Raw genomic sequence first — 14,539 nt, 5'->3', positions numbered from 1 at the left:
ATGCGACAGGCTAGTTCCCTACCAGCATAGAGGTTTGACGGTTTAAACATGGGTTTCCTTTATCACGGGTGTACTCGGTTCAATGTGGGAGCGGGCTTGTCGAAACGTCGCACCGCGGCGATGGCGGTGGATCGGTGACACATCTGCTAACTGTCTCAACGCCACCGCTATCGCTATCGCCGGCAAGCCGGCTCCTACAGGTTTTGCGTTGGGCGGTGGGCAGTGTATTGCTGCTGGTTGCCCTGCTATGGCTCGCCGACCGCATCTGGCCCTTGCCCCTGCCCAAGGATGACCTGGCCCGGGTGGTGTTGGCCGAGGATGGCACACCGTTATGGCGCTTCGCCGATGCCAACGGCGTATGGCGCTACCCGATTCAAAGCCGTGAAGTCTCGCCTTACTACCTCGATGCGCTGCTGACCTACGAAGACCGCTGGTTCTACCAGCACCCCGGGGTAAACCCGCTGGCGCTGGTGCGGGCGACGTGGCAGAACCTCACCGGCGCGCGGGTGGTGTCGGGCGGCAGTACGTTGTCGATGCAGGTGGCGCGGCTGCTGGATCCGCATTCGCGCACCTTTCACGGCAAGTTGCGCCAGTTGTGGCGTACCGCGCAGTTGGAATGGCACCTGTCCAAGGACGAGATCCTCAACCTGTACCTCAATCGTGCACCGTTCGGCGGCACCTTGCAGGGCGTGGCCGCGGCCAGTTGGGCTTACCTGGGCAAGTCCCCGGCCCAACTGACCCACGCCGAAGCCGCCTTGCTCGCCGTATTGCCCCAAGGCCCCAGCCGCCTGCGCCCGGACCGTCACCCCCAGCGCGCCCAGGAAGCCCGCGACAAAGTGCTGCGCCGTCTCGCCGAATTCCAGGTGTGGCCGCAGTCGGCCGTCGACGAAGCCCTGGAAGAACCGCTGCTGCTCGCGCCGCGCCTGGAGCCGAGCCTGGCGCCTTTGCTGGCTCGACGCTTGAACCGCCCCGACAGCCCGCCGTTGATCCGCACCACCCTGGACGCCACCCTGCAACGCCGTCTTGAAGACCTGCTGCTGGGCTGGCGCGCGCGTTTACCGGAGCACACTTCGGCCGCGATCCTGGTGGTGGAAGAAGAGAGCATGGCCGTGCGCGCCTATCTGGGCTCGGTGGATATCAACGACGCCAAGCGCTTTGGCCATGTGGACATGGTCAGCGCCTTGCGCTCACCTGGGTCGACCTTGAAGCCATTCCTTTACGGCATGGCCCTGGACGACGGGCTGATCCACTCCGAATCCCTGTTACAGGACGTGCCCCGGCGCTATGGCGATTACCGGCCGGGCAACTTCTCCATGGGCTTCAGCGGTGCGGTGCCGGCGAGTACGGCATTGTCCAGTTCGCTGAACCTGCCGGCCGTGCAGTTGCTGGAAGCCTACGGGCCGAAGCGGTTTGCCGCGCAGATGCGCATCGGTGGCGTGCCGTTGGCCTTGCCGGCGCTGGCCGAGCCCAACCTGGCGCTGATCCTCGGCGGTGCCGGCAGCCGCCTGGAAGACCTGGTGAGTGGCTACAGTGCCTTTGCGCGGGACGGCAAGAGCGCGACGATTCGTTTGCAGCCCGACGATGTCCTGCGCGAGCGCCCGATGCTCTCACCGGGGGCGGCATGGATTGTGCGGCGCATCCTCAGTGGCCAGGCCCGGCCCGACCGCGATCCCCGTGCCGAACTGGTGCAGCGCCCGGTGCTGGCGTGGAAAACAGGCACCAGCTATGGCTTCAGGGATGCCTGGGCGATTGGCGTGGGGCCGCGTTACTTGATCGGTGTATGGATCGGCCGTCCGGACGGCACGCCGGTGCCTGGCCAATTCGGCCTGGCCTCGGCCGCGCCGTTGATGCTGCAGGTACACGACGTGCTGACCAACCGCGACAGCCAGCGTGGCATCAGTGCCCCGGTGAAGCCGGTGCCGGCCAATGTGGGCGTGGCGGCGATCTGTTGGCCGCTGGGCCAGCCCATGAGCCGCTCCGACCCCAACTGCCGCCGCCAACGCTTTGCCTGGACGCTGGACAACACCACACCGCCGACCCTGCAGGCGCTGGATCAACCGCTGAGTGTGGGGTTGATGGAAAGTGTCTGGGTCAATGCCAAGGGCTTGCGGGTTGATGCCCGTTGTCCAGGCGCGTCGCTCAAAAATATCGCCCTCTGGCCCGCGCCGTTGGAACCTTGGCTGCCCAGGATCGAACGTCGCGAAGCCCGTATTCCGGCCGCTGATCCCGATTGCCCACCGCCTGCGCTGGCGGCGTCTTCACCGCTGTCGATCGTTGGCGTGCGTGAGGGCGACCAACTACGGTTGCCGGCGGGCAGCCAACAGGCGTTGCGCCTGAAGCTTTCCGCGCTGGGGGGCAGTGGGCGGCGTTGGTGGTTCCTCAATGGCGCGCCGTTGGGGGACAGTGCTAACCAGGATTTTATCAACGCCAGTTTCGAGCAATTGGGGCGTTATCAACTGAGTGTGCTGGATGAGGCTGGCCAAACTGCCCGGCTGGAGTTCAGCGTCGTCGATTAGATCGCTATCGCAGGCAAGCCAGCTCCCACAGTTGATTGGGTTCACACGGTCAAAATGTGGGAGCGGGCTTGCCCGCGATGGCGGCCTAAAGGTTCACTTGCCTTCAAAGCTCATCCCCCCGAAGCTATACACCTTCAGGAGCCCCCGCATGAACCTCGAACACCTCACCGAACGCCTGCACCGCATCCGCGATAACAACGACTGGAAGCCATTCCACAGCCCGAAAAACCTGGCCATGGCCGCCAGTGTGGAAATGGCCGAGCTGGTGGAGATTTTCCAGTGGCTGACCGAAGACCAGTCGCGCCAGTTGCCCGCTGACAAACTGGCCCACGCCGGTCAGGAAGTTGGCGATATCGTGCTGTACCTGCTGTTGCTGTGCAGTGAGTTGGGCCTGGACATGAATGAGGTGGTGCGCGCCAAGTTGGCCGACAGCGAGCGGCGGTTCTCCCATGAGTGATCGGCATTTCGACCAGTTGGCCACGCGTTTTGCCGAGAAGATCTATGGCGGCGCCAAGGGGGCTATCCGCCTTGCAGTGCTGCAAGCCGACCTGACCGAGGCATTGCCAAGACGCCCGTTGCGTGTGCTGGATATCGGCGCGGGCCTGGGCCACATGTCATTGTGGCTGGCCCAGCAGGGCCACCAGGTGACCCTGGCCGAGCCCGCCGAACCGATGCTCGAAGGCGCGCGCCAACGGTTCGCCGACGCCGGGCAGACCGCCACCTTTATCCACGCACCCTGGCAAGACCTGCTCGGCCAACTCACCGAACCCTACGACCTGGTGCTGTGCCACGCCGTGCTGGAGTGGCTGGCCGAACCCCACGCGATCCTGCCGGTGCTGCACCAACTCACGGTGCCCGGGGGCTGGCTGTCGCTGGCGTTCTATAACCGTGATGCGTTGATTTATCGCAACCTGCTCAAAGGCCACTTCCGCAAAATGCGCAAGAACGATATGGCCGGCGAGAAGCAGAGCCTCACGCCGCAACAACCGCTCGATCCACGTGAGCTGGCGGCGCAACTCGAAGGGCTTTGGCAGGTCGAAAGCCAAAGCGGCGTGCGGGTGTTCCACGACTATATGCCGGTGGAATTCCAGGCCCGCGCCGATTTGCAGGACCTTTTGGAGATGGAACTCGCTCACCGTCGTCACCCAAGCTTTGCCGGACTTGGGCGTTATTTGCACTGGATCTGCCGTCCGGTTTAAGCGGCCCAGTCTGCGGAGGTCGAAATGCGCCGTCTCTGTTTGATCCTGTTGTCCCTGGGGTTGGGCGCCTGTTCCAGCCCCAACCCCTATGTCGCTGCTTCGGCGCCGATTCCCCCGGCGCCGGCCCAGGCGGCGAATACCTTCGATGCCAGCGCGTATCCTGCGCCGGTGCGTGACTACGGCGCCTACCGCAATTGGGCCTGGCTTAACGGCCAGCTGCCGGCGGGCTCGGCCTGGGCCGACTCGGCGCAGATTGCCGAGGCGGTCAGCGGCGCTCTGGACCAGCGCGGCCTGCGCCCCCTGCATGACAAACGTGCGCCGGACCTGTTGGTCAGCGCCGACGTGCGCCTGGAGAAACGCCTCAAGCAAGTCCAGGACGACTATGGCTATGGGTACGGCGGCTATAACCGCTATGGCAATGGCTACGGCATGTACAACTCGGTGCCGGTGGTGCGCACCTATGAAGTGACGGTGGCGGTGGTGCGGGTCAACCTGTTCGATGCACGCAACGGCCAGCCGGTATGGAGCACCAGCGCGGAAACCACCAGCCAGGGCAGCCTCAGCGAACGCGCCGATTCCCTGCGCGAAGCGGTGCAAAAGGCGATGACGGCCTACCCGCCCAGTTAACCGCTATTCTCATCTCAAGAACGCCTCGTTTTTTGGAGAACAACCATGCTTCGTCGCATTGCTGCACTTGCTGTCGTTGTATTGCTGGGCGGCTGCCAGACCAGCCAGGTTAACCACGACTTTGACGCCAGCCGCGACTTCGGCGCCTACCGCAGCTGGGCCTGGAAAGACCCTGCGCTGCAATATCGCCCGGATGACCCGCGAATCAAGAGTGACCTCACCGAACAACGCATCCGCGAGGCCGTGGGCGAGCAGCTTGACCAGCGCGGCCTGCGCCCCGCTGCACCTGGCACCAAGGCTGACGTGAACGTGCAGGCCTACCTGATCGTTGAAGACCGCCAGCAACAGGTCACCACCAACTACGGCGGCGCCTGGGGCGGCCCGTGGAACGGCTACTGGGGCGGCCCGATGTACAACGAAACGCGCAACATCACCTACAAGGTGGCAACCATCCAGATCGACCTGCTCGACGGCAAGGACGGCAAGCTGGTGTGGCGTGGCAGCGACGAGCAGATGATGAGCAGCACGCCGAACCCTCAGGACCGCAGCAACGCCATTCGCACCACGGTGAGCCGGATCCTCTCCAGTTACCCACCCCACTAAAACCTGCAGATCCCTTGAAGGCGCCGGCTTGTGTGGGCGCTGGCTTGCCTGCGATGCGGGCACCTCGGTCTTTCAGGTAGACCGGGGTGGGCTATCGCTGGCAAGCCAGCTCCTACAGGGGGCTTTGGCGTCTGCAAAATCGTCATCACCCCTGCCCAGCCTTGACTACACTTCATTGCACCTACGGAGAGTAAGCGCCAAAGGAGTGCTCGATGTCTCCCCGACTTCGTTCCAGGCAACGTGGTGCGATCGGCCTGATGGCGGCGGGTACCTTGGCGCTTGCCTTGATATTCATGCTGCTGGCGGTCGACAGCGGGCGGTTGTACCTCGAAAAACGCAAGGTGCAGTCCATTGCCGACACCTCGGCGCTGGAGGCAGCAGGCCTGGGCGGGCAATGCGGCAGCAGCACCACCGCCAATGCCTATGCCGTGCAAAATGCCAAGCGCAACGGTTTCACGCTGGTGGCCGGCGATAACAGCCGCACGCTGGTGGTGACCTGCGGCACCCTCGCCACCAACGCCAGCAACCTGCGCGTATTTACCGCCGATGCCACCAAGAACGACGCGATCCGCGTGGTGGCCTCGCGCACGGTGATGACCAGCATCGCCAATGGCATCCTGAACCTTTTCCACGGTAAAGCATTCAATGCGCAGACCGTCCTGAGTGCTACCGCCGTGGCGGCCCAGGCACCGCCTGTCGCGCAACTGACCATCCGCAGCAGCCTGGCCACGGTCGACTCCACGAAATCGCCGTTGCTTAACTTCACCTTTGGCAATTTGCTCGGTGGCAGCCTGTCGCTGACGGCGGCGGGCTGGAACGGGATCGTGTCCACCAACGTCAACCTGCTCGGTTACCTGGACCAGTTGGCTATCCGCCTGAACGTGACCGCAGGTGACTACACCGCGCTGCTGGCGACCAAGGCCTCGGCCACCGACCTGATCCATGCGACGGTGATGTTGCTGCAAAAGAACGGCGCCGCGGCCACGGCGGTCATCAACAACGTGCTGGCGCTGGAAGCCATCGCCCCCAATACCCAACTGCTGACTGTGGGCAGTTTGCTGAACGTGGCCACCGGCACGCCGATTGCTGCGCTGAACTCCACAGTGCAGCTGTTCCAACTGCTGGAGGCGGTGGCGCAACTGTCCAGCAGCAAGAGCGCGGTGAGCGCGGCGGTTCAACTCAATATCCCCCTGGTGGGCAATGTCTCGATCCAGACCAAGGTGATCGAACCGCCGCAACTCTCGGCGATTGGCAACCCCGCACTGGCCAAGGCCGGGCTGGCCAAGACGCCGCCGACCGATCAGATCTTCGTGCGCACGGCACAAGTGCGCACCCTGGTGGTGGTGCAGGCGCCGGTGCTCAAGTTGGTGTCGGGGGTGGCCTCGATCCTGACCGGTCTCGCCACGCCCGTGTCGAAGGTGGTAGGCGGCCTGCTGAACCTGAATATTCCTGCGGTGGTCGGGGGCGTCCTGTGCCTGGTGGCGTGCAATGTCACAGACGTGGATATCACCCAGTCCCTGTCCATCTATATCGAGGCCGCCAGCGCCGAGAGCCACGTGACGGATTTCAGTTGTGCCACGCCGGCCACCAAGTCGTTGACGGTGCAGGCCACTACCGCCGTCGCCACCTTGGGCGTGGGCTATGTGGACCCGGTATCGGCGTTTTCGTCCTCGGCGCCGGTCAATGTACAGCCGGTCAGGCTGATCGATTTTGGCGAGCACTATTGCATCGTGCTGACCTTGATCTGCGGCCCGCGTACGGCCGGGGTGGGCGGCGGCTTGAACTTGAGGGCGCTGTCCACCATCGGCCAGCAAACCAGCCCCTTGCTGTTTTTACCCGTGGCTGAAATGAACGCGACGCCGACCTACCAGAGCCCACCCGGTACCGCCAATATCATCAACAGCCTGGGCGCCACGTTGTCGGGCCTGCAGGTGACTTACGTACCGCCGACCGGCAGTACGCCCAACAGTGGCAATGCGACGGTCGCCAATGCGTTGACCACCATCATCTCGTCCGTCGTGGGGCTGATACAGAACGTGCTGGCGCCGATACTAGACCCCATCGTCAACACCCTGCTTTCGGCCTTGGGCATCAGCCTGGGCAACGCCGAAGTGGGGGCCAACCTCACCTGCCACATGGGCCGCGCTTACCTGGTGATCTAGGCGGTGATGATCGGCAGCTCCACACAGAACCGTGCGCCGTGCTCACCGTTGCTGACACTCAGGCGCCCGCCCATGTTTTCCACGATGCCGTAGCTCACCGACAAGCCCAATCCGGTGCCCACGCCAATCGGCTTGGTGGTAAAGAACGGTTCGAAAATTCGCTCCAGCAGGCGCGGGTCGATGCCGCCGCCGTTGTCCTCGACCCAGATGCGCACATGGCGGCTGTCATGTTCAGTGTGCACGGCAATCCACGGGTTCAAACCGGGATTTTTTTCCCGCTGGCTCAGCAGCGCATCGCGGGCGTTGACCATCAGGTTGATCAGCACCTGTTCAAGTTGGTCCGCGTAACCGATGACCTTCACTGAGAAGTCCGCAGGCGTCAGGCGCACCTCCACGCCCTTGCCGCGCAAGCCTTCACTCAGCAGCGACAGCGTGCCTTCCACGGCCTGCGCCGGGTCAAAGGGCTGCTGTTCGATTTCCGAGCGCCGGCCGAACACACGCATATGGTCCACCACCTTCGCGGCCCGTTGTACCTGGGCATCAATGCGCTGGAGCTTTTCGGTGAGGTAGTCGATCTGGGCGTCGCCGTTGCTCAAGCGCTTGAGCACGTTGACGATGGCCATGCGCATCACGTTCAACGGTTGGTTGATCTCGTGGGCCAGGCCGGTGGCCATTTCGCCGAGGGTGGCCATCTTGGCGCTTTGCGTCAGTTGTTGCTGGGAGCGGCGCACTTCGGTGTTGTCCCGGCCGACGGCCTGGACTTCTACCAGCGCGCCGCTGTCATCGAATACCCCACGGTCCGACCACACCCACCAGGCGTGCTCGCGTCCCGGCAATTGCAGGCTGATTTCGGCGGTGCTCACGGGGAATTCCGGGGTCAGCTGGCCGATGCGCTGCACAAAGGCGTGGCGCTGTTCGGTCGACAGCCATTCCCCCAGGTTCACCCCCGGCAGTTGCGCGGGCAGGCATTCCAGGTAATTGGCCAGGGGCGTGTTGCCGAAGGTCAGCGTCAGGTCGGGCCGGTAGCGGCAGATCATCGCCGGGGAGTCTTCCACGAGGATGCGGTAGCGCTCCTCGCTCTGCTTGACCTGCTCGGCCGCCAGGGTCGCCTCGGTGACGTCCAGCCACAGGCCGACCGCTTCCACCGGCAGGCCGAGGTCGTCGCGCAGCAACTTGGCTTCGTCGAGCAGCCAGTGGTAGTGACCTTGTTTGTCGCGGACCCGGTAGCGACTGCGCACTGTGCCTTCGCGCAGCAACTGGCGGGTGCGTTCGAAATACAGCTCGCGGTCTTCGGGGTGGATCAGCAATGCCAGCGCGGCCCCGTCGCACTCGGCCAGCGTCCAGCCCAGCAGCGGCAGCAGGCTGTCGCTGAAGAACACCGGTTGCAGCGCCCCGTTGACGTAGCGCTGCACATAGATCACGGCGGGGGAGCTGGCGATCAGGTTATCCAGACGCGCATGGGCCGCAGCAGCGTGCAGTTGCTGGTTCTTGATGTCGCTGATGTCGAGCATGAAGCCGATCCAGCGGCGGCTGTCGCCCACCCCCAGCACTTGGCCCTGCACGCGGTACCAGATGGGGTGCTCGGTATCGCTGCGTTGCAGGCGCACGCTGGTGAGCAAGGGTTTGCCCAAGGCTTGCAGGTCATGCAGGCGACTGCCGAGTTCCTGGCGGTCGGCGGGGTGGATCAGTTCCAGCCATAAGTCGAGGGGCTGGCGAGTGGGGCCGTCGTCGAGGCTCAGGCTGCGCAGCAGTTGCGGGGCCAGTTGAATCTCCTGGGTGGCCGGCAACAGCTCCCACCAACCGGTGCCGAGCAAACCTTGCAGGGCTTCGACGCGCTCCAGTTGCTGATGATGACGCTGTTCACGCAAACGGCTCAGCAGGGGGGCGGCGAGGGCGGCGGTGAGGTTCAGCCAGTCCCGTTCGCTGGTCTGGGATTGGCTGTTGTAGAACCCGCACAGCAACCAGGCGGCAACGCCCTGGCCGTCACGGTAAGGCACCAGAAAGCCGTCGGCATTGCCGAACACTCTGTGCAGGCGCGGGTTGTCGTTGTGGCCCCGGGCGATGTCCAGGCTCAGTGGGGCATTGCCGTTGACGCTGTCCAGGCTGGTGCCCAGGCGCTGCGCGGTCTGCCACAACGCAGGGGCGTCATGGGCGGCGTACTGGCCGTAGATGCGCCAACCCTGGTCGCCATCGTCGAGCAGCGCCAGGGCAATGCACGGGATGCGCCAGCGCTGGGCCACGCTGGCCAAGTGTTCGTTGAGCACTTCCGGCAGGCGGCTGAGGGTACACACCCGCAGTTGTTCGCTCATCTGGCAGGCCAACTGATGGTTCTGTTCGCGGTGCTGGGCCAGCTGGCGGCCGGCCAACAGGTCGCTGACGTCCAGCAGGCGCAGGGTCCAGTGCTCGCCATCGGGCTCGATCCAGCCACGGGTGTGCAGGGTCTGGCCGGCGATGCCCTGGAAGTCGAGGTCCAGGCCATGGCGTTGCCAGTCGCTCGGCTGGCCTTCGATGCTCAGCGCGCTGTTGGCGCGCAACAAACTGTGCAGAGGCGGCGTGGCGTCGGGGAGCAGGTGTTGGGCGAGCTGCGTGCGCAAGGTGCCGCTGATGCTCAGCACATGGCCCTGAGCGTCCAGTTGCAGTTGCAGGCCATTGAACGCGGGGGTCGTTGCATCGAAAGGCAGCGAGCTGCTGCGACCCAGCAAACGCCCAAGCAGCTTATCCCCCGGCGTCAAAACTGAAGGCTCGACGTGGCGGAGAGGTAAGTCGGCAATTTGGGCACTGCGCCTATGCCCGGCAACACCAGCACCGGCAGCACGGACTTGAGGCTGGAGGAGGGGTAACTGATCGTCACCGTCAGGGTGGTGCCGACGTAGGTCGCATTCACGTAGCTGGGGAGAAATTTGAACGAAGCGGGAATCCAGTTCAGTTGCGCCAGGGTGGCGGCCTGGGCGCGTTGTGTCACCAGGCCTGAATAGCCGACGGTGGAAGGGTCTAGTGACACGCTGCGGCGTACACCTTCGGCGGCCGCCTGGTGGAATGACTGCATCAGCAGCAACGGTAGGCTATAGCTGACCAGTCCGTAGAAGACGGCAAAAAAGATCACGAAGACCAGGGCGAACTCTATCGCCGCGGCACCTTTTTGCTTGCGGGGGAGGCTTGTTTGCATGACCGCGTCTACCCTGACGGCTACTACTTGATATCAGCATAGAATCAATCAGCAAAAAGGGATGTTTTTTACGTGACCCAAGGCTTGGTAATCCTGTTCTGGTTGGTGCTGTGCTCAGTGCAGGACCTGCGTCAGCGACAAATCGCCAACGGGTTGACGCTGGGCGCCGGCCTGCTCGCGCTGATCTACCTGCTGTGGATGGGCGTCACCTGGATCGGCGCACCCGCCGGTGAGGGCGGCTGGGCCTTTGCCCTGGCGCTGCTGCTGGGCCTGCCGGGCTATGTGCTGGGGCGCTTTGGCGCCGGTGATGTGAAGCTGCTGGCCGCCCTGGCGCTGGCGACCAGCCCCGACTATTTGTTGTGGTCGCTGATCGGGGCCGCTGTGACAATGGGCGCATGGGCCTTTGTGGGTCAAAGGCTTAGCGCACGCGTTGGGCCCGGGCCCGATCAGGCGCCAACAAAGCAGCCGTTTGCACCCTATTTACTGACAGGTTTTGCCTTGTACTGGTTTTGGATCCATTAGTCGCAGAAGGCCTCTATCGCTATGTACATAGTCGGAAAGTAGGTCTACGTTTATTACATCGATGTATAGGATTCTTCGTCAGAAGGGATAGGTCAAACTTTTGGCTTGCCAGGCATGGAGTAGCGCGTGAACAAGCTTACGTCAGCAGTGAAAGTGCTCGTGGTCGACGACCAGCCGTTGATCGTCGAAGAGCTTTGTGAGTTTCTTGAAAGCAGTGGTTATCGCTGCGTTCCTTGCGAGTCCAGCCGGCACGCCTTGAAGCGCTTCAGCGAGGACACTGAGATCGGCCTGGTGCTGTGCGACCTGCACATGCCGGACATGGACGGTATCGAGCTGGTGCAGGCGCTGCAGCGGGTTGCCGGCAAGCAGCGCGCGTTCGAGGCAATCATGCTCACCGGTCGCGCCGACAAGCAGGACGTGATCAAGGCCTTGCGGGCGGGCATCTCCGATTACTACCAAAAGCCGATCAACCTCGACGAACTGCTCGAAGGCTTGCAGCGCCAGGAGGCGGCTCTGGAGGAGCGGCAGAAGGAGTTGCAACTGGGGCACTTGAACCAGAAGTTGCAGTACCTGTCCGAGTCCATCAACGACCTGTACCAGGACCTCGACAAAGTGCGGCGCAGCCCGGCCCAGGACACCGATGGCGATATTTCGGCAGACGATACCGGGCCGCTGGAAATTCCGACGATCTTCAACCAGTTGTCACCCCGGCAACTGGACGTCGCCAGGCTGGTGGGCAAGGGCCAGACCAACTACCAGATCGCCTGCGAGCTGGGGATCACCGAAAACACGGTGAAACTCTACGTGTCCCAGGTGCTGCGCCTGACGCACATGCATAACCGCACGCAGCTGGCATTGGCGCTGTCACCGAGTAATTCGGCAATGCGCCAGCGGGTCACCGCTCACTGACCTGAGCCATTGAGGGTGAGGGAGCCAGCTCCCTCACCTCATCATTTTTTAGCGCCCCCTCCCGATTGGCCCCCCGCGTCCGGATCAAAGAACTCCGGAATCGTGTGCTTGTTGTCCAGCCAGCGCTTGAACGCCTGGTCGCGCTCGGTCGGGGAGGCGGTTTGCGGGGTGGTCGAGGCGACGCGGCCGCTGAGCTGCAAGGTCAGCCAGTTTTCGGTTTCGGCCTGCTGCGGGGACGAGGGGCCGGGCTCGATGGCCTGGGCCATCAGCGGCAGCAAGGCGAGGCAGGCGAGGTAGTGGGCTTTCATCATCAACTCCCTATTTCACGGTGGCCGGCAGCGCATCGCTGACGGCAGCCACTTGGTCCTTGGGTTTACGCGCTACTGCCTTGCTCGACGCCTTGAGCCTCTGGGCCCGAACCTGTGCATTGTTCACCTGTTCCGGGCTCAGGCTCAGTTGGCTGACGAGTTGCGCGGCTTGCCCCCAGTTATCCTGGTAGATCAGCAAAGTCACCATGTTGACGGCCGCCAGTTGGTCGCTCTGCTTGAGCTCCATGGCCGTGAGGAATTCGAAGCGGGCCTCCTCCAGGCGCAACTGATCGAGGTACACGACCCCCAGGTCATTGCGGATTTTTTCGTTGGTAGGCGCCAACTGCGCGGCACGCTGCATGTGGGCCAGGGCCTGGTCGTTGTTGCCCCTGGCCGACGCCAGCTGGCCCAGACCATGCTCGCCTTCGGCGGCCAGGCAAGTGCCCACCAGGCTGCGGTACATCGGCTCGGCCTCGCTGCGGCCCAGCAGGCGCGCAGCCCGGGCCTTGCGCAGGCGCACCTGGGGCAGCGCATCGGGCAGGCTCTGCAGGTTGGCCAGGCTGGCGTGCAGCTTGCCTTCGTTGGCCATGTCATCGGCCAGGTTCAGCGCCAGCTCCTGCTCGGCGCTGGGCTTGGAGCAACTGCTCGAACCGCTCAGCACGGCCCAGGGTGTCTGGCCGTTGGTGGCACAGCCGCCGAGCATTAACAGGCTCAGTGCGCCGATCAGTAGTTTCATCAAAGGCTCCTTAAAAGTTATTCAGGGCGCGGGCGATGGCGATGAAGGCCGGGCCGCCCAGCACCGTCAGCAGGGCCGGGAACAAGAAAACCATCATCACCACGGACATCTTGGCCGACATCTTCGAGATGTATTCCTGCAAGCGGGTCAGGCGCCGGTCATCGAGCAATTGCTTGAGCGCCAGCAACGATTTCATCGCGCCGCCGCCTTGCTGGATCAGTTGCTGCAGGATCACGCAGGTGTCGGTGAACTCATCCACGGCCAGCAGTCGTGCGGTCTTGCCCAGTTCTTCGCCCAACTCCAGGCCGGAGTCGACCCGCGCCAGGATCAGGCGCAGTTCCTGGGTAAGGTCCGGCAACAAGCGCTGGGCCTCGGTGCCCAGCACGCGCAACGACTGCTCGACCGCCATGCCCGACTCGAAGAGGATGCGCAGCAACGGGATGAACGTAGATATCTCCCGGGCGATGCGTTGCTGACGGGCTTTCGCCGCCGCCGCCAGGATGCGCTTGGGCAACAGGTAGCCAATGCCCAAGGCGATAACAGGCGCGATCCACGGCGATTCGGCATGGGGAAACAGCAAACGCTGGCCGACCACTGAGACCGCCAGCAACACGATGGGCACGCCAATCTGGAAGGCAGCAAACAGCGAGCGCTGGTTGGCCTTGCGCCAGCCGATGCGGTTGAGCAGGGTCTGGGTCTCGTTGTCCAGGCTCACCGAGCGCTGGGCAAGGGGGCTGGCACCCAATTGGCGCAGCAGGCTGCCGAAGCGGTCTTCGCGGCTCAGTTGGCCCTGCAGGCGCTGGGTGACCAGGCGCTGGCGCCGGCGTTGTTCCAGCCAGTGGCCGGTGATCAACACCACGGCGGCGAGCAGCAACAGGGCACTGGCCAATAACGCCATCTCAAATACTCCGCAACATGCGCCACATGACGAAGGTGCCCGTCACGTCCATCGCTAAGGCACCGAACAGTAAATAGCGCCCGGTTTCGTCGTTCCACATGGTCATCAGGTAGCCGGGGTTGATGATCAGGAAGTAGCCGACCATGAGCACCGGCAGACCCGCCAGCACATAGGCGGTCATGCGCGTTTCGCCGGTCATGGCCTTGAGCTGGCGGCTGCCTTGCTCGCGCTCGCGGATCATCTTGATCAGGTTTTCCAGCAGCTCGCTGGCGTTGCCGCCGTAGCGATGATTGACCTTCAAGCCCAGGGCAAACAGACGGAACTCGTCCTGCTCGTAGAACTCGGCAAAGTCGCTGACGGAATCCGGCAGGCTCACACCCATCTGCACGTTGCGCTGGATGCGGCTCATCGCGTACTTGAGCGGGTTTTCGGTGTTTTCGATACCGCCCAGTACCGCGTCTGCCAAGGTGCGCCCGGACTTGAGGCTGCGCACGCTGTGGTCCAGCAACTGCGGCAATTGCTCGATCATGCGCTGCACGCGCCGTTGATAGCGCCAGGCGATGTACAGGCGCATTGCCAGGGGCGGTAACACCAGCATCGCCAGCGCCCCCAGCCAATGGGCGAGGTAATAGCCGAGCAGGGCGCACAATGCCCAACCGGTGAGCCACAGCCACAGGCGGTCAGTGGGTTTGCCCAGGCCGGCGCGTTGGAACATGCGCTCCAGTGCGTTCCAGGTGGTATTCGGGGCTTCCTGCACCGGCTGGCCGTCGGTGAGGCGTTCCAGCACGCGGTCGTTGCCGGCCTGGCGCAAGCCGTTTTGAAACAGGCGATACGACAGGCCGATCAGGATGATGCAGATTAGCAGCAGAATGGGCCCGGTCATCCGTCCTCTC

General features: G+C 63.6%; 14 protein-coding genes. 8 read left to right on the top strand and 6 right to left on the bottom strand.

Going from position 1 to position 14,539, the window contains the following annotated elements; translation table 11 throughout:
• Nucleotides 1–203: 203 nt before the first annotated feature.
• From pbpC to ACVWVP_RS06495, 6 genes are all read left to right on the top strand, one after another.
• Nucleotides 204–2,516: a peptidoglycan glycosyltransferase PbpC gene (pbpC, locus tag ACVWVP_RS06520; protein WP_259172585.1), complete on the top strand. Its 2,313-nt coding sequence runs from the start codon at nt 204–206 to the stop codon at nt 2,514–2,516.
• 148 nt (nt 2,517–2,664) lie between these two features.
• Nucleotides 2,665–2,973 carry a MazG-like family protein gene (locus ACVWVP_RS06515; RefSeq protein ID WP_176999429.1) on the top strand — a complete coding sequence of 103 codons (309 nt, stop codon included), beginning with the start codon at nt 2,665–2,667 and terminating at the stop codon, nt 2,971–2,973.
• Nucleotides 2,966–3,715 carry a methyltransferase gene (locus ACVWVP_RS06510; RefSeq protein WP_457404831.1) on the top strand — a complete coding sequence of 250 codons (750 nt, stop codon included), beginning with the start codon at nt 2,966–2,968 and terminating at the stop codon, nt 3,713–3,715. Before ACVWVP_RS06515 ends, ACVWVP_RS06510 begins: the two co-directional genes overlap by 8 nt.
• Nucleotides 3,716–3,739: 24 nt before the next feature.
• Nucleotides 3,740–4,342: a DUF4136 domain-containing protein gene (locus ACVWVP_RS06505; protein ID WP_176999427.1), complete on the top strand. Its 603-nt coding sequence runs from the start codon at nt 3,740–3,742 to the stop codon at nt 4,340–4,342.
• A 45-nt stretch (nt 4,343–4,387) separates the two neighbouring features.
• Nucleotides 4,388–4,945, top strand: a complete 558-nt coding sequence (locus ACVWVP_RS06500) for a DUF4136 domain-containing protein (RefSeq protein WP_178918456.1) — start codon at nt 4,388–4,390, stop codon at nt 4,943–4,945.
• A 212-nt stretch (nt 4,946–5,157) separates the two neighbouring features.
• Nucleotides 5,158–7,107: a pilus assembly protein TadG-related protein gene (locus ACVWVP_RS06495; RefSeq protein ID WP_457404828.1), complete on the top strand. Its 1,950-nt coding sequence runs from the start codon at nt 5,158–5,160 to the stop codon at nt 7,105–7,107.
• Here ACVWVP_RS06495 and ACVWVP_RS06490 read toward each other — a convergent pair.
• Both ACVWVP_RS06490 and ACVWVP_RS06485 read right to left on the bottom strand, forming a co-directional pair.
• Nucleotides 7,104–9,839: a PAS domain-containing sensor histidine kinase gene (locus ACVWVP_RS06490; protein WP_457404826.1), complete on the bottom strand. Its 2,736-nt coding sequence runs from the start codon at nt 9,837–9,839 to the stop codon at nt 7,104–7,106. The two genes, ACVWVP_RS06495 and ACVWVP_RS06490, sit on opposite strands and share 4 nt — an antisense overlap.
• Entirely contained in the window at nt 9,836–10,273 is a 438-nt protein-coding gene (locus ACVWVP_RS06485) for a TadE family protein (protein WP_457404823.1), read from the bottom strand. Before ACVWVP_RS06485 ends, ACVWVP_RS06490 begins: the two co-directional genes overlap by 4 nt.
• A 72-nt stretch (nt 10,274–10,345) precedes the next feature.
• Between ACVWVP_RS06485 and ACVWVP_RS06480 the strand changes: the two genes are divergently transcribed.
• Both ACVWVP_RS06480 and ACVWVP_RS06475 read left to right on the top strand, forming a co-directional pair.
• Nucleotides 10,346–10,795: a prepilin peptidase gene (locus ACVWVP_RS06480; RefSeq protein ID WP_457404821.1), complete on the top strand. Its 450-nt coding sequence runs from the start codon at nt 10,346–10,348 to the stop codon at nt 10,793–10,795.
• Between the two features lie 126 nt (nt 10,796–10,921).
• The gene (locus tag ACVWVP_RS06475) at nt 10,922–11,704 is read left to right on the top strand and encodes a response regulator transcription factor (protein ID WP_178918461.1); all 783 of its coding nucleotides are present in this window, start codon (nt 10,922–10,924) and stop codon (nt 11,702–11,704) included.
• 41 nt (nt 11,705–11,745) lie between these two features.
• On the opposite strand, the gene ACVWVP_RS06470 is transcribed toward ACVWVP_RS06475, so the two are convergent.
• From ACVWVP_RS06470 to ACVWVP_RS06455, 4 genes are read right to left on the bottom strand one after another with little or no spacing between them, the layout of a single operon-like run.
• A complete protein-coding gene (locus tag ACVWVP_RS06470; protein ID WP_178918462.1) occupies nt 11,746–12,012 on the bottom strand; it encodes a DUF3613 domain-containing protein in 267 nt (88 codons plus the stop codon).
• A 10-nt stretch (nt 12,013–12,022) separates the two neighbouring features.
• Nucleotides 12,023–12,748 carry a tetratricopeptide repeat protein gene (locus ACVWVP_RS06465; RefSeq protein WP_178918463.1) on the bottom strand — a complete coding sequence of 242 codons (726 nt, stop codon included), beginning with the start codon at nt 12,746–12,748 and terminating at the stop codon, nt 12,023–12,025.
• Nucleotides 12,749–12,758: 10 nt separating this feature from the next.
• Entirely contained in the window at nt 12,759–13,646 is an 888-nt protein-coding gene (locus ACVWVP_RS06460; protein WP_259172580.1) for a type II secretion system F family protein, read from the bottom strand.
• A 1-nt stretch (nt 13,647) separates the two neighbouring features.
• A complete protein-coding gene (locus ACVWVP_RS06455; RefSeq protein WP_178918465.1) occupies nt 13,648–14,529 on the bottom strand; it encodes a type II secretion system F family protein in 882 nt (293 codons plus the stop codon).
• Nucleotides 14,530–14,539: the final 10 nt, after the last annotated feature.

This window comes from Pseudomonas sp. TE24901 (assembly GCF_054058375.1).
Note: the sequence above shows the minus strand (reverse complement) of the source record. Positions and strands in the feature narration are given on the sequence as shown.